Here is a 16,254-nt window from a genome sequence, read left to right on the forward strand (position 1 = left end):
GGCTATCGGCGTCCGCCGACAGCGGAAGCCCGCCGGCCGAGGAGGACCAGCAGTCCGACGGCCAGCCAGACCAGCCCCACCACCTGCGCGGTGCCCGAGGCCTCGGCCACCACCGCGCCGATCACCGCCACGCCCAGCACCGGCACCACCACGTCCGTCAGCGGGCTGCGGGAGCGGTGCTTCACCGCGTACCAGCCCACCACCGAGGCGTGCAGCAGGGTGAACGCGGTGAGCGCGCCGATGTTCACCACCGAGGTCAGCCGGTCCAGCCCGTCGTCCCGGTTCGCCGCCCAGACCGCCGCCGCCATGGTGATCGCCGCCGACACCAGCAGCGCCCGGCGCGGCACCGCCGAGCCCGGGTCGACCGCGCCCAGGAAGCGCGGCAGCCGTCCGTCCCGGCCCATCGCGAACAGCAGCCGCCCGGCCGCCGCCTGCCCGGCCAGCGCCGCGAAGGCCGCGCCGATCGCCTTGCTCGCCGCGACCAGCACGTGCAGCCAGTGCCCGACCGAGCCCTCCACCGTGTCGTAGAACGCCGAGCCCTGCGCCGCCGGGTCGGCCGCCAGTTGCTGCGGGGCGAGCGGCTCCAGCAGCGCCGCCAGATAGGTCTGCGCCACGAACAGCGCGCCGGACAGCACCAGGCACCACAGCACCGCCTTGGCCACCGCCGCCGAGGCGCCGACCGCCTCCTCCACGAAGGTCGCGATGGCGTCGAAGCCCAGGTAGGACAGCACGGCCACGGAGACCGCCGAGAGCACGGCGGCCGTCGAGAAACCGCCGACCGCCGTGAACGGGCTCGCCCAGTCGCGCTGCGCGCCGTCCCTGGCCAGCACCACCACGGCCGCGACCACGAACACCGCCAGCACCACCAGCTCCATCGCCAGCACCGCGAGGCCCACCGTCGCCGCCGTCCGCACCCCGGCCAGGTTGAGCCCGGTGGTCAGCAGCACGGCGAGCGCCGTCCACACCCAGCGCGAGACGTCCGGCACCAGCGAGTTGAGCGCGATGCCGGAGAACAGGTAGGCGACCGCCGGGATCAGCAGGTAGTCGAGCATCGCCATCCAGCCGGCCGTGAACCCGGCCGCGTCGCCCAGCCCGGCCCGCGCGTAGGCGTACACCGAACCGGTCTGCGGCACCGCCCGCACCATCCGGGCGTACGAGACGGCGGTGAACCCCATCGCCACGGTGGCCACCAGGTAGACCGCGGCGACCGCCCCGTGGCTCTTGGCGTCGAGCACCCCGAACACGCCCACCGGGGCCATCGGGGCGATGAACAGCAGTCCGTACACCACCAGATCGCGCACGCCCAGGCTGCGCCGCAGCCCGCCCCGTCCGTCCCGGCCGCCCGGCTCGCCCCGCTCGACTCGCTCGCTCATAGCTTCCACATTTGAGCACCCGTGACCGGTTCCGACGGGAACGCCGCTCGCGTCGGCGCGGCTGCGCTCCGCCCGTACGATGGAGCCATGTCCTCCAACACCGCGCAGCGCCGTGTCCTGCTCGCCGCCCCCCGGGGCTACTGCGCGGGCGTCGACCGCGCCGTGATCGCCGTGGAGAAGGCCCTGGAGCAGTACGGGGCCCCCATCTACGTCCGCAAGCAGATCGTCCACAACAAGTACGTGGTGCAGACCCTGGAGAAGAAGGGCGCGATCTTCGTCGACGAGACGGAGGAGGTGCCCGAGGGCTCGATCGTGGTCTTCTCGGCCCACGGTGTCGCGCCCTCGGTGCACGACGAGGCCCGGGCCGGCAGGCTCGCCACCGTCGACGCCACCTGCCCGCTGGTGACCAAGGTGCACAAGGAGGCCGTGCGCTTCGCCGACGAGGGCTACGACATCCTGCTGGTCGGCCACGAGGGCCACGAGGAGGTCATCGGCACGATGGGCGAGGCCCCGGACCGGATCCACCTGGTGGACGGTGCCGAGGACGTCGCCGGGGTGCAGGTGCGCGACGAGTCCAAGGTCGTCTGGCTGTCCCAGACCACGCTCTCGGTGGACGAGACGATGGCCACCGTCGGCGAGCTGAAGAAGCGCTTCCCGCTGCTGGTCAGCCCGCCCAGCGACGACATCTGCTACGCCACCCAGAACCGCCAGGTCGCCGTCAAGCAGCTGGCCCCGGAGGCCGACCTGCTGATCGTGGTCGGCTCGAAGAACTCCTCCAACTCGGTGCGGCTGGTCGAGGTCGGCCTGGAGTACGGCGCCAAGGCCGCCCACCTGGTGGACTTCGCCGAGGAGATCCGGGAGGAGTGGCTGGAGGGCGTCGGCACGGTCGGCCTGACCAGCGGCGCCTCGGTGCCGGAGGTCCTGGTCGAGGGCGTGCTGGAGTGGCTGGCCGCGCGCGGCTACGGCGAGGTCTCGATCGTGAAGACGGCCGAGGAGCACCTGATCTTCTCGCTGCCCAAGGAGCTCCGCCGCGACCTGCGCGCCGAGGCCGCCGGCAAGCTGTAGGACCTTCCCGCGTTCCGGCGGAGGACCCGGTGGCCCGTTCGGGTGCCGGGTCCTCCGCTGTGCGGGGGCAGGCGGGTTCTCGTAGGTTCTGTGCACAGGGCCCGTGGTCGTGCACAGGCCTGTGGAGAACTTTCGGCGGAGGGCGGTCGTCATGACGGCGGTATTCGGTGTGGACATCGGCGGGTCGGGCATCAAGGGAGCCCCCGTCGACCTCGCCCGGGGCGCGCTCGCGCAGGAGCGGCACAAGGTCCTCACCCCGCAGCCCTCCGACCCCCGGGCCGTGGTCGACGCCGTCTGCGAGGTGGTCCGCCACTTCGGCCACCGGGGCCCGGTCGGACTGACCTTCCCCGGCGTGGTCGTCGACGGGCACACCAGGACCGCCGCCAACGTCGACAAGGGCTGGGTCGGTCTGGACGCCGCCGGCCTGTTCCGCGAGGCGCTCGACCTGCCGGCGGTGGTGCTCAACGACGCCGACGCGGCCGGCCTCGCCGAGACCGCGCACGGCGCCGGCCGCGGGCAGGCGGGGGTGGCCCTGGTCCTCACCTTCGGCACCGGCATCGGCAGCGCCCTGTTCGTGGACGGCGTGCTGGTGCCCAACACCGAGCTCGGCCACCTGGAGCTGCGCGGCAAGGACGCCGAACGGCGGGCCTCGTCGGCGGCCAAGGAGCGGCACGGGCTGAGCTGGGCGCAGTGGGCCGAACGGGTGGACGAGTACCTGGACCTGGTGGAGATGCTGTTCTCGCCGCAACTGGTGGTGATCGGCGGCGGGGTGAGCCGCAAGCACGAGAAGTTCCTGCCGCTGCTGCGCGAGCGCCGGGCGCGGCTCGTCCCGGCGGAGCTGCGCAACGACGCCGGCATCGTCGGCGCGGCCATGGCGGCGGCCCGCGCCACCGCCTGAACCCCCGGGGCCTCCCGCCGCTCCCTCGTGCCGGCTCCCCGGGCGCGTCCTCAGCGCGCGCGGTGGATCCGGCGCTGGGCCACGAACCGGGCCAGCACGATCACGGCGGCCAGTCCGGTGCCGGAGAACAGCCAGCCGGCCCGGCCGGCCAGGTTGGTCGCCAGCGCCACCACCTGCGCCGTCACCCCGGTGGAGGTGACCGGCCCGAACGCCAGCAGCGCCACGGCGAAGGCGATCGGCCCGCTGATCGGCGCGGCCAGCAGGTCGGCGTACCGGACCCGGACCGCCAGCTGGAAGCAGATCAGCAGGTAGCCGATGCCGAACAGCACCCCGAGCCCGCCGAAGGCCAGCCGGTCCAGGCCGGCCACCGCCACCGTCGCGGTCAGCGCGACCACCCCGGTGCCGACCGCGGTCAGCCGGGCCGGCCGGCCGCTGCGCCGCCGCCCGTAGAGCCGCCCGGTGATCCGGGGCCGCTCCGGGGGGCCGGACACGGCGCGTAGCCGGGACCCCGAGCCGCCGCCCCGTCCGGCGGCCTTGGCCGAGGCCTTGCCGGGGGCGTTGCCCGCGGCCTTCCCGGCGGTTCTCCCCCTGGCCCTGAGGGCGGGAATGGCCGATCCCCCCGCGCTCTCGCGGGCCCGGCCCGGCCCGGGGACGGCGGCCCCGGCCGCGCCGTTCGGCGGTCGGCGTCTGGGCCCTGGCGGCTGGGTACGGATGCTCTGCTCCACCCACCCAACGTACGGTCCGATCATCGCCACACTGTGTAATGGGCCGTCGGGGCTTGGTCCGTGTCCCCGGACGGCGTATTGGTGTGACCGCCGCTCAACTGCACCGCCGCCGCCGGGGCGGCCGACGGTGGACCTGCTGCCCGTAGACTGGGGGATCGGTCCGGCGTCCGGGCCGGCCCAACTCCTCCAAGCCCACGGGACTGCGCTTCATGTCGCTCACGATCGGAATCGTCGGCCTGCCGAACGTCGGCAAGTCGACCCTGTTCAACGCCCTGACCAAGAACGACGTGCTGGCGGCCAACTACCCGTTCGCCACCATCGAGCCCAACGTCGGCGTCGTCGGCGTCCCGGACGAGCGGCTGAACAAGCTCGCCGAGATCTTCGGCTCGCAGCGCATCCTCCCGGCCACCGTCGACTTCGTCGACATCGCGGGCATCGTCCGCGGCGCCAGCGAGGGCGAGGGCCTGGGCAACAAGTTCCTCGCCAACATCCGCGAGTCGGACGCCATCTGCCAGGTCGTGCGCGCCTTCACCGACCCCGACGTGGTCCACGTGGACGGCAAGGTGTCGCCCAAGGACGACATCGAGACCATCCACACCGAGCTGATCCTGGCCGACCTCCAGACCATCGAGAAGGTGCTGCCCCGGCTCCAGAAGGAGGCGCGCCTCAAGAAGGACACCGCCCCCGTCCTGGCCGCCGCCGAGGCCGCCCAGGCGATCCTGGAGACCGGCAAGACCCTCTTCGAGGCCGGCTTCGACACCGCCCCGATCCGCGAGCTGCACCTGCTGACCGCCAAGCCCTTCCTCTACGTCTTCAACGTCGACGAGGACGAGCTGTCCGACGAGGACTTCAAGCAGGCCCAGCGCGCGCTGGTCGCCCCCGCCGAGGCGATCTTCCTCAACGCCAAGATCGAGTCCGAGCTGATCGAGCTGGAGGACGCCGAGGCCCTGGAGCTCCTCCAGTCGATGGGCCAGGACGAGCCCGGCCTCGCCACCCTCGCCCGCGTCGGCTTCGACACCCTCGGCCTGCAGACCTACCTCACCGCCGGTCCCAAGGAAGCCCGCGCCTGGACCATCAAGAAGGGCGCCACCGCCCCCGAGGCCGCCGGTGTGATCCACACCGACTTCCAGAAGGGCTTCATCAAGGCCGAGGTCATCTCCTTCGCCGACCTCGTCGAGACCGGCTCCCTCCCCGAGGCCCGTGCCAAGGGCAAGGCCCGCATCGAGGGCAAGGAGTACATCATGCAGGACGGCGACGTCGTGGAGTTCCGCTTCAACGTGTGATCGTTTCATTGCTTTGAGGTAGATCGATCTGTCGAATGCGCAGGTCGGACGGGGCTCGCCTCCCATGAGGCGGGCCCCGATCCCTTTTCCGTGCTGACTTGGCGCTGACTTCTCCGGCTCGTCGCATCCACTTGAGTGGTACGTTATGTGGTACCAGTCATGGAGGGAGTTCAGTCGATGTCGATCACTGCCAGCGAGGCGCGCAAGGCTCTCTTCCCGTTGATCAAGAAGGTCAACGACGATCACGAGGCCATTGAGATCGTCTCCAAGCACGGGAACGCCGTACTCGTCTCGGCCGAGGACTACGCCGCCCTGCGTGAAGGCTCCTACCTGTTGCGCTCGCCGGTGAACGCCCGCCGCTTGCTCAAGGCGTACGAGAACGCCCTTGGCGGCATGGGGCTTTCCGAGCGGGAGCTCATCGATCCTGACGCGGCGGATGGCGAGAAGGGTGCCGCGTGAGGCTCGTCTTCGAGGAGACCGGCTGGGAGGACTACACCTCCTGGCTCAAGAGCGACCGCAAGATGCTCGCCCGGATCAACCGGCTCATCGAGGACGTGTTGCGCGACCCGTTCACCGGCATCGGCAAGCCCGAGCCGCTGAAGTACCACTTGCCCGGGGCCTGGTCCCGGCGGATCGACGACGAGCACCGCCTCGTCTACTTGGTGACGGACCGGGAGGTCATCGTTCTGGCCGCCCGCTACCACTACTGATGGCTGACTGCGAGTTCGACCCGGCCACCGCCGCGTGCCGAGCGGGCCGGACTCCCCGGAGTCCGGCCCGCTCGCGCTGTCCCCGCTGCGCCCCGTCGCCCGGCTCGCCCGCCGGCGGCGGGGCGCTGTCGTCGGGGCCGGCGTCGGGGGTCAGGTGAGGGTGACGGTGAAGGTGGGGGCGGGGCCCGGGGTGATGGTGAGGGATTCGAGGGTGGTGGCGTGGGCGGTGGGGTGGTGGGCGGCGGCGCGGGGGCCGATGCCGATGACCGGGACGCCGGCGGCGTGGGCGGCGGCGATGCCGGCCTCGGAGTCCTCGAAGGCGAGGCAGTCGGCGGGGGCGAAGCCGAGGGCGGCGGCGCCCTTGAGGAAGCCCTCGGGGTCGGGCTTGCCGGCGCCCACGGATTCGGCGGTGATCAGGACCGGCGGCAGGGGGAGGCCGGCGGCGGCCATCCGGACCCGGGCGAGCGGTGCGTCGGCGGAGGTGACCAGGGCGTGCGGGAGGCCGGCCAGGGCGGCGAGGAAGGCGGGGGCGCCGGGGACCGGGACGACGCCGTCGGTGTCGGCCTTCTCGGCGGCGAGCATCCGCCGGTTCTCGGCGAGGTTGACCTCCATCGGGCGGTCGGGGAGGAGGACGGCCATGGTGGTGTGGCCCTGGCGGCCGTGGGCGACGCGCAGCACCTCGGCCGGGTCGAGGCCGTACTCCTCGGCCCAGCGGTGCCAGCAGCGTTCGACCACGGCGTCGGAGTTGACCAGGGTGCCGTCCATGTCGAGCAGCAGGGCGCGGGGGGTGAAGATCGTCGCGGGCATCGGGCGGCTCCAGGGGGCGCGGGGCGAGCGGGCGTGACGCAGGTGAGTGAAGTGTATTGTTCATTAAGGATACAAAAGATTGCCCCGCGCTTCGAGCGGTCTCACCCCAACAGGTGCGCGTTGACCGCGCGGGCCTCCTCGGCCAGCTCGGGCAGTTCCACCAGTTCGATGCCGGCCGCCTCCAGCCGCGCGGCGCCGCTGGTCTCGGCGACGAAGGTGGACGGCTCGCGCCAGGCCACCACCACCCGGGGGACGCCGGCCGCGATCAGCAGTTCGGCGCATGGCACCGGACGGGAGGCGCGCTGCCCGCAGGGCTCCAGCGAGCTGTAGACCGTCGCGCCGCGCAGCCGCGGGTCGCCGGCCGGGAGCTTGCCGAGCGCCGCCTCCTCGGCGTGGTCGTGGCCGTCCGTCTCGCGGCTGTACCCCTCGGCCAGCACCGTGCCGTCGGCGGCGACGACCACGGCGCCGACCGAGAAGGCGGTCTCCGAGGGCGGGCAGCGGCGGGAGAGCTCGACGGCCCGGCGGAGGAGGGCCAGGTCGGCGGGGCGCGGGTCGGTCACGGGGCGGGTTCCTTCGGGGCGTACCTGAGCAGGACGACATCGCCCACCGTACGGGCCTCCAGCAGCCGCATCCGCTGGGCCGGGCCGCCGGGGAAGTCCGCCGGGCCGACGAACCGCGGCGCCCGCGCCTGGCCGACCAGCAGCGGGGCCACCACCAGCTGGAGCTCGTCCGCCAGCCCCTGGGCCAGGAACTGGGTGTGCACCCCGCTGCCGCCCTCGACCATCAGCCGTCGCACCCCGCGCGCGCCGAGGTCGTCCAGCACCGCGCCCAGCTCCACCGCCGGGCCCAGCGCCACCACCTCGGCCAGCCCGTCCAGTTCCGGGCGCAGCACGGCGGCCCCGCCGTCCGTGGTGTAGGCGAGCCGCTCGCCGCCGGTGTGCCAGAACCGCAGCGAGCGCTCCAGCCGGCCGCTCGCGCTGAGCGTCACCTTGAGCGGGTGCTCCGGCCGGCCCGCCGCGCGCCGGGCGGCCCGCCGGCCCGGGTCGTTGACCAGCAGCCGGGGGTTGTCCGCGCGCAGGGTGTTGCCGCCGACCAGGATCGCGTCGCTCGCCGCCCGCTCGGCGTCCACCCGGTCGAAGTCGGCCGGGCCGGAGAGCAGCAGCCGCTCGGGGGAGGCGTCGTCGAGGTGCCCGTCGAGCGACATGGCGGCGCTCAGCAGGACGAAGGGGCGCGGCGCGGGCATGGCGGGGACCGTTCTGTGAGGCGGCTGCCCGTCCACGGTACGGCGCCGGCGAAAGCGCGGGCCGCACGAGGGCTGCTGTTCGCCGGGCGGCCCGCTGCCGTCGGGGCGGCGTTCGCCGACGGGCCCCACCCTGGTCCGGACCTCGCACCGCCCACCACGTCGAAGGGCTGTCACCGTGTCCCGTCCCTCCCGCCGCCTGCTGCCGCCGGCCGTCGTCGCCGTCGCCCTGCCGTTGCTGGCGCTGCCGGTCGGTCCCGCCGCCGCCGTGACCTACGGCACCCCGACGATCACGTTCTCCGCCGCCTACCTGTCCGGCGCCGTCGGGGCCACCGGCGACCCGACGGTCACCGTCACGGTGGCCCAGAGCGGCGCGGCGGCCTCCGACCTCGCCGTGGCCGCCACCGCCAGCACCCGCACCGCCGTGGCCCGGACCACCGACGTCACCGTCGCCGGCACCGGCTCCGCGCGCACGCTGGCGGTCGCCGCGCAGGGCGTCGGCTACACCGACCTCACCGTCAAGGTCACCGGGCTCGGCGGCAGGACGGCGTCGAAGACGCTGCACTACGCGGCCTCGCCGGCGGTGCAGTTCTCGGCGGACAGCCGCTACCTGACCGGCTCCAGCGACGCCTCCGCGGCGGTGGACGCGGGCAACGGGTACATCGTGGTGGCCGACGACGAGTCCAACGTGCTGCGGCTGTACGACCGCAACGCCTCCGGCGCGCCCGTCCGCACCTGGGACTTCTCCGCCGCGCTCGGCGTCTCCAAGGAGATCGACATCGAGGCCGCCACCCGGGTCGGCGATACGATCTACTGGACCGGCTCGCTGGGCAACAACAAGGACGGCGTGGTCAAGCCGGACCGGCAGACCGTGTTCGCCACCACCGTCACCGGCTCGGGCGTCACCACCCAGCTGTCGCCGGCCGGTTCGTACCGGGGGCTGCGCGACGACCTGATCGCCTGGGACCGCGCGCACGGCAACCGCTACGGCTTCGCGGCCGGCGCGGCGGACGGGCAGGCGCCCAAGCAGATCAACGGCTTCAACGTGGAGGGCCTGGAGTTCGCGCCGGGCAGCACCACCACCGCGTACGTGGGCTTCCGCGCGCCGCTCACCCCGGCGGTCACCGGTGGCCGGGCGCTGATCGTGCCGGTCACCAACTTCCCGTCGCTGCTCGGCGGTTCGCACGCCACCTTCGGCGAGCCGATCGAGCTGGACCTGGGCGGGCTCTCCGTGCGCGACCTGCGGCGCAACGCGCTCGGCCAGTACCTGATCGTGGCCGGCTCCTGGGCGGCGGACGACAACTCCGACCCGTACGCGCTCTACCGCTGGGACGGCCGGCCCGGTTCGCAGCCGGTGAAGGTGCTCGACCTGCCGACCTCCGACGCGGGCGGCTGGGAGGCCGTGGCGGACATCCCGGACCTCGGCGCCCCCGGTGCCCGGGTGCAGCTGATCACCGACGACGGTTCGGCCGTGCTGTACAACGACGGCATCGCGGCGAAGGACCTCGCCCAGCCGGAGTTCAAGAAGTCGCGGACCACCTGGTTCACCCTCAACTAGGCGCTGCCGCCGAGCTTTCGGCCCCCGTCCGGACCTCTGTCGCCCGGGCGGGGGCCGCTGTTGTCCCCGCCGGCATGGTGGTCGGAATGTGAGACGAATCTTCTTGAAATGCGGGACGAGGAGTAGCGTCGGAGGCGTCGAGGAACCGGTCGATCCCGAGGGGGCGTCACCATGACCGCACCGAAACCCGCCGTCTACACCCACGGCCACCAGGAGTCCGTGCTGCGCTCGCACCGCTCACGGACCGTCGAGAACTCCGCCGCGTACCTGCGCGACCGGCTGCGGCCCGGGCAGGCCGTGCTGGACATCGGCTGCGGGCCGGGCACGATCACCGCGGACCTGGCCGAACTGGTCGGACCCACGGGCCGGGTGGTGGCCGCCGACACCTCGGCGGAGGTGCTGGAGGAGGCCGCCGCGTACGTCGCCGGGCGGGGCCTGTCCAATGTCGCGTTCGAGGTCGCCGACGTGCACCGACTGCCCTACGCGGAGGGGGAGTTCGACGTGGTGCACGCCCACCAGGTGCTGCAGCACGTGGCCGACCCGGTCGGCGCGCTGCGCGAACTGCGCCGGGTCACCGCCGAGGGCGGCGTGGTGGCCGTCCGGGACGTCGACTTCGCGACCACGGCCTGGTACCCCGAGGTGCCCGAACTGGACCGCTGGCTGGAGCTGTACCGGCGGATCGCCCGGTGCAACGGCGGCGAGCCGGACGCCGGGCGGCGGCTGCTGTCCTGGGCCAGGGCGGCCGGCTTCACCGACGTCACCGCCACGTCGAGCACCTGGACGTACGCGACGCCCGATCAGCGCGCGTGGTGGGGCGGGCTGTGGGCGGACCGGATCACGGGCTCCGCCATCGCGCGGACGGCGGTGGCGCGGGGGGATGCCGACGAGGCCGAACTGGCCCGGATCGCGGCCGGCTGGCGGGAGTGGGCGGCGGCCGGGGACGGGTGGTTCGCGATGCTGCACGGGGAGGTGCTGGCGCGGCGCTGAACACGGGCGTGACCGTGCGGTGAGGGGATGGTTCGTGCGGCGGGGAAAAGGTGCGCGGATGTTTCACAAGATCCGGTAGAGTCGCGCGCCTGTTCCCATTCCCGACGGCCCGCCGCGATCCGCCCGCGGGCTCCGCGGGTCGTCCTGCCGAGCTGTCGCCCGCCTCCCGCGGGCCGGGGGAGATCGTACGTGTCCAAGCCCGAGTCCGACGCCCCCGCCCCCGAGCCGGTCGAGCGGGTCGAGTTGAGCAAGCCGGCGGCCGAACCCGAGGCCGTCACGGAGCCCGTCGCGGAGCCCGTCGCGGAGGCTGCCCCCGCGGAGCCCGCCGCGCCGCCCGCTCCCGCGTCCGAGCCCGCACCCGAGACCACTCCTGAGGCTGTGTCGCCCGAGCCCGCCGACGCCGCCCCCGTCGTTCCCGCCGCTCCCGCGCCCGACCCCTGGGCGACACCCGCCCCCGGCTCCGCCCAGGCCGCCGCGGCGGCCCCGCCCGCGGCCGACCCGTGGGCCGCCCCGTCCGAGCTGCTGGCGCCCGTCGACCCCGACCGGCCGCGCGCCACCGGCTGGGCGGCCGTCGCCCCCGCCGCCCACTCCGGCTTCCAGCCCGGTTTCCCCTATCTCCCCGCCCCGACGGTCACCAACGGCTTCGCGGTCGCCGCGCTGGTCACCGGTCTGTTCTGCATGTGGCCGCTGGCGGTCGCCTTCGCGATCGTCGCGCTGGTCCAGATCCCCAAGCGGAACGAGAAGGGCCGCGGCATGGCGGTCGCCGGTCTGATCACCGGCATCCTCGGGGTCGTCGTCACCCTGTTCGCGTTCATCGGCCTCCTCGCGGCCGGCCTGGACGAGGGGGAGCGGTACGCGGACTCCCCGCGCGGCCCCAAGGGGTCGGTGGCCGTCGAGGACCTGGTGACCGGCGACTGCTTCAACCGGCCGCCGTTCAGCTCCGGGCAGGACGCCGACGCCAAGGGCGTCTACTGGGTGGTCGTGGTGCCCTGCTCGGCGCCGCACCACGGCGAGGTCGCCGGCTTCACCAACGTCGCCGGCGCGCCCGGCCGTTACCCCGGGCGGGACGAGGTCAGCAAGGAGGCCTCGCGGCTCTGCATCCCGGTGCACGACGACTACGCCCTCGACCCCTGGATCGTGCCCGACGGCGTGGTGGAGACCTACTACTTCCCGAGCCAGGCCGCCTGGGTGTCCGACGACCGCCGGGTGACCTGCACCTTCGAGGACGAGACGAGGGTGCACACGGGCAGCGTCCGCACCGACCGGAGCAAGCTCACCAAGGCCCAGCGCACCTACCTGGACGCGGCGCAGGCCTACAACGGCGCGCTCGCCGGCATGCCGGAGGGCGACGTCGACGAGGAGCCCGAGAAGTACCGCACCTGGGCGAAGACGATGGCCACCGCCTGCCGCAAGGAGGTGACGGACCTGTCGGCCGGCGGGACCGACTGGCCGGGCGGGGCCAAGGCCAAGCTGATCGAGCTGGGCGCGGTCCAGCTGGACGCCGCCAACGCCTGGGACGCCGCCGCCAAGTCCACGGACGAGCAGACGCTCGACCACGAGGTGCAGAAGGCGCAGGCGCAGACCGCCAAGAGCCACCGGCTCGTGGTGGAGATCCGCGGCGAGCTGGGGCTGTCGACCGGCGAGCAGGCCTCCGACATCCGGGTCTGAGGCCCTAGCCTGAGCGGCATGGACACCTACCGGGTGATGCGGCAGGACGACAACGGCAACCGCTTCCGGGTCGTCGGCGGGATCGACCAGGAGGCGGCCGAGCGGCTCGCGGCCGAGTTCGAGGCGCGCGGCCACAAGCAGCTGTACTGGGTGGAGGCCGAGTCCGCCGGCGCCTCCGAGGCGCGCGGCCCGCGCGACTGACCGACAGCCCCTAAGGTCGACGTCCATGGACAGGACCATCGACCCGTCGGCGTCCGCCGGCGGCGCAGCGGAGAACCGGATCGTCGTCGGCGGTGCGCTGATCCACCGGGGGCGGGTGCTCGCCGCCCGGCGGAGCGCGCCCGCCGAGGTGGCGGGGCGCTGGGAGTTCCCGGGCGGCAAGGCCGAGCCGGGCGAGACCGAGACCGAGGCGCTGGAGCGCGAGCTGATGGAGGAGCTGGGCGTCCGCGCCCGGGCGCTCACCCGGCTGCCCGGCGCGTGGCTGGTGCGCCCGGGCCTGGAGCTGCGGCTCTGGGCGGCCGAACTGCTCTCCGGCGAGCCGCACCCGCTGCAGGACCACGACGAGCTGCGCTGGCTCGGCCCCGCCGAGCTGGCCGACGTCGAGTGGCTGGAGCACGACCGCGAGGTCCTCCCCGAGGTCGCCCGCCTGCTGGCCGCCCCCTGACCCGCCGGCACTCCTCCGGGCCGGGCGTCCGGGCCGGTGCGGCCCGGATGGTACCGGTCCGCACCGCCGAACCGCCGCCCCGCGCCCGCGAACGACGCGTGGGGGCGACGGATCGGGCAAATCGGAAAAGCCGACGCGACCGGCGGGATAGCCTTGGTCCTGCTGGGTATGTCACTTTTCGGCACTATTCGTCACCATCGGTGAGCCGCCCCAGCCGGCCCCGCCGATCCGAGCAGAGCCGGAGGCCCCGTCGGTGTCGAGCAGTGGGTACGGCGGCGGGGGAGCGCGACGGGCGGGCGCCGGCGGAGGCGCCGCCGCCCGCGCCCGGCTGCGTCGTGGCGCGGACCGCGCGATCGACGGCCGCACCGGGGCGGCAGGGGCGGCAGGGGAGCGGCCGGCCGGGCGCCGCCGGGGCGAGGGCGGGGCTGAGGGGGCGGCGTCCGCCCAGCCGGTGCAGCCCGCCCCGTCGCTGACGGTGCCCGACGCGGCCCCGTCGGCCGGCATGCGCAGCCGCCCCGGGCGGGCGTTCCCGGGCGGCCCGCGCGCCGTCGGGGCGGTCCCCGCCGCCGGGAGCGGCGGCCGTGCGAGCGGCAGCCTCTTCGACGTGGTCAGGGTGGCCGTCGCGATCCTGGACACCGCCGGCCGCGTGGTGCTCTGGAGTCCGGCCGCCGAGGAACTGCTCGGCTGGCCGAGCGAGCTGCTGGTCGGCCGCCGGATCGACTCGCTGGTCCCCGACGAGGAGCAGGTGGACAGGGTCCGGGCCGCGATCCAGGACACCCTGCGGCACGGCCGCTGGTCCGGCCCGGCCGAGCTGCGCGACCGCGAGGGCGCCCCGGTGCTGGTGGACGCCCGGATCTCGCTCCTGGTGGACGGCGACGGCACCCCGTTCCTGCAGGTCAACCTGGCCGCGGCGGCGGCCGTCCGGGCCGTGGAGCGGGACCTCGCGGTGCGTGACGCGCTGTTCGAACAGTCCCCGCTGGGCATCGCGATCCTCGACACCGAGCTGCGCTACACGGCCGTCAACCGGACCCTCGCCGAGATGAACGGCGTCGCGGCGGAGGACCACGTCGGCCGCACCACCGGCGAGACCCTGCCGGAGCGGGCCGCCGACGAGATCACCTCGATCCAGCGCCAGGTGCTGGCCACCGGCGAGCCGGTCATCGACGTCACCCTGGCCTCGCCGATCACCGCCAGGTCCGGTTACCGCTCGGTCTCCTACAGCCGGATGACCGACCGCTCCGGCCGGGTTCTCGGCATCTCCGGCACCGTGATGGACGTCACCGAGCGTTACCGGGCGGTGGCCAAGGTCGAGCACGCCCGCCGCCGCCTCTCGCTGCTCAACGAGTTCGGCTCCCGGGTCGGTGACCTGCTGGACGCCTCGCGGATCGCGCAGGAGCTGGCCAGTGCGGTGGTGCCCAGGCTGACCGACCACGCCGCCGTCATCCTGCTGCAGGCCGTCGCGCACGGTGACGACCTGCCCCGGCACGGCCACGACCGCCGCACCTCGCTGCTCCAGCTCGGCACCGCCTCCGTCCAGGACGGCCCGGAGGTGGAGGTGATGCTGCGGCGCGGCGCCCGGATCACCTTCGCCGAGGACTCCGCCTGCGGCCGGGTGCTGCGCACCGGCGTGCCCGAGCTGCTCTCCGGCGCCGACCAGCTGAGTGACGTCACCTACGCCGGCGACCCGAAGATGCAGGCGGCGCACGACCTGGGCGTGCACTCGATGCTGGTGGTGCCGCTGCGGGCCCGGGGCATCGTGATCGGCCTGCTGCTGGTCAGCCGGGCCGGCTACCGCGAGGGCTTCGACCGGGACGACCTGGCGTTCACCGTCGAGCTGGCGGACCGGGCCGGCTCCTCGCTGGACAACGCCCGGCTGTACGCCCGCGAGCGCACCGCCGCCCTCACCCTCCAGCGCACCCTGCTGCCGCAGCAGGTGCCGCAGCCCACCGGCGTGGAGGTCGCCTACCGCTACGTGCCGGGCAGCAGCGGCACCGAGGTCGGCGGCGACTGGTTCGACGTCATCCCGCTGCCCGGCGACCGGACCGCGCTGGTGGTCGGCGACGTGATGGGCCACGGCCTGCGGGCCGCCGCGACGATGGGCCGGCTGCGCACCGCCGTCCGGGTGCTGGCCGCCCTGGACCTGCCGCCTGACGTACTGCTGCGGCACGTCCACGAGCTGGCCGACGACCTCGCCCAGGGGCCGGACGAGGCGCTGCTCGCCACCTGCGTCTACGCGGTGTTCGACCCGGCCACGGCGACCCTGACCGCCGCCAAGGCCGGCCACATCCCGCCGGTGCTGGTGGTGCCGGGCAACGAGGCGGACGGGCCGACCCGCAACGGCGGCCCGCTGCCCGGCGGCGCCGGCCGGATCCTGGAGCTGCCCTCCGGCGCCCCGCTCGGGGTCGGCGGCGTGCCGTTCGAGTCCGTCGAGCTGAAGATCCCCGAGGGCAGCCTGCTGGCGCTGTGCACCGACGGCCTGGTGGAGTCCCGGGACAAGGACCTGGACGTCGGCCTGGACCGGCTGATCACGGTGCTCCAGCAGCCCTACGCGTCCATCCAGGCGGCCTGCGAGGCGGTGCTGGACACCATGGAGCAGGGCCGCGAGCCGGACGACGTGGCGCTGCTGCTGGCCCGGCTCGGCCACGGGCAGGCCGGCACCCCGACGGCCGGCTGGACGCTGCCCGCCGAGCCGACCGCGGTCTCCCGGGCCCGCCGGCTGGTCCGCGCGACGCTGGCCGAGTGGGGCGTCGAGGAGCTGACCGACACCGCGGAGCTGCTGGTCAGCGAGCTGGTCACGAACGCCGTCCGGTACGCGAGCGCGCCGATCGGGGTGCGGCTGACGCTCGGCGAGACGCTGCTGGTGGAGATCTCCGACCCGCTGCCGGACCCGCCGCGCGAGCGGCACGCCGCCGAGGCGGACGAGGGCGGCCGCGGGCTGGAACTGGTGGACCTGCTGGCCCTGCACTGGGGGGCCAGGGCGGAGGGGATGGGCAAGGTGGTCTGGTTCGAGCAGGCGCTGCCGGGCACCCCCGAGGCGGAGTTGTCCGGCGGTTGAGCGGCGGACGGGCCGTCCGGGAGAACGCCGCTGCATATGCCATCGGGAGCCCGTGGGGGAGCGCGCGCTCCGGCAGGGGGCGCGAGCGTGGCATTGTGGTTGCGCGGGCGGTAGGACAAAAACCTTCGCCCGATCTGATGTTGTGATGTTGAGGGCGTGTGAACGTACCCCTCGATGATGAATACTCGGTCTTCTCGACATCCGGACGGTCGCGGGTTTGG

At 74.2% G+C, this 16,254-nt stretch carries 14 protein-coding genes and 1 pseudogene; 11 read left to right on the forward strand and 4 right to left on the reverse strand.

Annotated elements, in window-relative coordinates:
* Positions 1 to 2: 2 nt before the first annotated feature.
* Positions 3 to 1,373, reverse strand: coding sequence for an APC family permease (locus ACFU9E_RS02425; RefSeq protein WP_380683838.1), 1,371 nt, complete (start codon positions 1,371 to 1,373; stop codon positions 3 to 5).
* Positions 1,374 to 1,460: 87 nt separating this feature from the next.
* On the opposite strand from ACFU9E_RS02425, the gene ACFU9E_RS02430 reads away from it, so the two are divergent.
* Together ACFU9E_RS02430 and ppgK are read left to right on the forward strand one after the other, a co-directional pair.
* Positions 1,461 to 2,438 carry a 4-hydroxy-3-methylbut-2-enyl diphosphate reductase gene (locus tag ACFU9E_RS02430; protein WP_380683837.1) on the forward strand — a complete coding sequence of 326 codons (978 nt, stop codon included), beginning with the start codon at positions 1,461 to 1,463 and terminating at the stop codon, positions 2,436 to 2,438.
* 151 nt (positions 2,439 to 2,589) lie between these two features.
* On the forward strand, positions 2,590 to 3,336 hold the full coding sequence (gene ppgK / locus ACFU9E_RS02435; protein ID WP_380683836.1) for a polyphosphate--glucose phosphotransferase: 747 nt from the start codon (positions 2,590 to 2,592) through the stop codon (positions 3,334 to 3,336).
* A 50-nt stretch (positions 3,337 to 3,386) separates the two neighbouring features.
* Here ppgK and ACFU9E_RS02440 read toward each other — a convergent pair whose 3' ends face one another.
* Complete coding sequence (locus ACFU9E_RS02440; RefSeq protein WP_380683835.1) at positions 3,387 to 3,827, reverse strand: DUF6542 domain-containing protein; 441 nt, start codon at positions 3,825 to 3,827, stop codon at positions 3,387 to 3,389.
* A 443-nt stretch (positions 3,828 to 4,270) separates the two neighbouring features.
* On the opposite strand from ACFU9E_RS02440, the gene ychF reads away from it, so the two are divergent.
* The 3 genes from ychF to ACFU9E_RS02455 all read left to right on the forward strand — a co-directional run bounded on the left by ychF (position 4,271) and on the right by ACFU9E_RS02455 (position 6,054).
* Positions 4,271 to 5,344, forward strand: a complete 1,074-nt coding sequence (gene ychF / locus ACFU9E_RS02445) for a redox-regulated ATPase YchF (RefSeq protein ID WP_380683834.1) — start codon at positions 4,271 to 4,273, stop codon at positions 5,342 to 5,344.
* A 177-nt stretch (positions 5,345 to 5,521) separates the two neighbouring features.
* Positions 5,522 to 5,803: a type II toxin-antitoxin system Phd/YefM family antitoxin gene (locus ACFU9E_RS02450; RefSeq protein ID WP_380669374.1), complete on the forward strand. Its 282-nt coding sequence runs from the start codon at positions 5,522 to 5,524 to the stop codon at positions 5,801 to 5,803.
* Complete coding sequence (locus ACFU9E_RS02455) at positions 5,800 to 6,054, forward strand: Txe/YoeB family addiction module toxin (protein WP_380683833.1); 255 nt, start codon at positions 5,800 to 5,802, stop codon at positions 6,052 to 6,054. The genes ACFU9E_RS02450 and ACFU9E_RS02455 overlap by 4 nt, the downstream gene beginning before the upstream one ends.
* A 150-nt stretch (positions 6,055 to 6,204) precedes the next feature.
* Here ACFU9E_RS02455 and ACFU9E_RS02460 read toward each other — a convergent pair whose 3' ends face one another.
* Positions 6,205 to 6,861: an HAD-IA family hydrolase gene (locus ACFU9E_RS02460; RefSeq protein WP_380683832.1), complete on the reverse strand. Its 657-nt coding sequence runs from the start codon at positions 6,859 to 6,861 to the stop codon at positions 6,205 to 6,207.
* A 101-nt stretch (positions 6,862 to 6,962) separates the two neighbouring features.
* Positions 6,963 to 8,104, reverse strand: a pseudogene (locus ACFU9E_RS02465) (dihydrofolate reductase family protein).
* A 175-nt stretch (positions 8,105 to 8,279) separates the two neighbouring features.
* On the opposite strand from ACFU9E_RS02465, the gene ACFU9E_RS02470 reads away from it, so the two are divergent.
* From ACFU9E_RS02470 to ACFU9E_RS02495, 6 genes are all read left to right on the forward strand, one after another.
* Positions 8,280 to 9,659 (forward strand): hypothetical protein, encoded by a 1,380-nt coding sequence (locus tag ACFU9E_RS02470; protein WP_380683831.1) that lies wholly within the window; start codon positions 8,280 to 8,282, stop codon positions 9,657 to 9,659.
* Positions 9,660 to 9,830: 171 nt separating this feature from the next.
* Positions 9,831 to 10,646: a methyltransferase domain-containing protein gene (locus ACFU9E_RS02475; RefSeq protein WP_380683830.1), complete on the forward strand. Its 816-nt coding sequence runs from the start codon at positions 9,831 to 9,833 to the stop codon at positions 10,644 to 10,646.
* A gap of 189 nt (positions 10,647 to 10,835) precedes the next feature.
* Positions 10,836 to 12,314, forward strand: a complete 1,479-nt coding sequence (locus tag ACFU9E_RS02480) for a DUF4190 domain-containing protein (protein WP_380683829.1) — start codon at positions 10,836 to 10,838, stop codon at positions 12,312 to 12,314.
* 18 nt (positions 12,315 to 12,332) lie between these two features.
* Entirely contained in the window at positions 12,333 to 12,515 is a 183-nt protein-coding gene (locus ACFU9E_RS02485) for an SPOR domain-containing protein (RefSeq protein ID WP_380683828.1), read from the forward strand.
* 25 nt (positions 12,516 to 12,540) lie between these two features.
* Complete coding sequence (locus ACFU9E_RS02490; protein ID WP_380683826.1) at positions 12,541 to 12,978, forward strand: (deoxy)nucleoside triphosphate pyrophosphohydrolase; 438 nt, start codon at positions 12,541 to 12,543, stop codon at positions 12,976 to 12,978.
* A 253-nt stretch (positions 12,979 to 13,231) separates the two neighbouring features.
* On the forward strand, positions 13,232 to 16,033 hold the full coding sequence (locus tag ACFU9E_RS02495; RefSeq protein ID WP_380714709.1) for a SpoIIE family protein phosphatase: 2,802 nt from the start codon (positions 13,232 to 13,234) through the stop codon (positions 16,031 to 16,033).
* Positions 16,034 to 16,254 lie beyond the last annotated feature (221 nt).

Origin of the sequence: Kitasatospora sp. NPDC057595 (assembly GCF_042800875.1) — a bacterium.
GTDB lineage: Bacteria > Actinomycetota > Actinomycetes > Streptomycetales > Streptomycetaceae > Kitasatospora.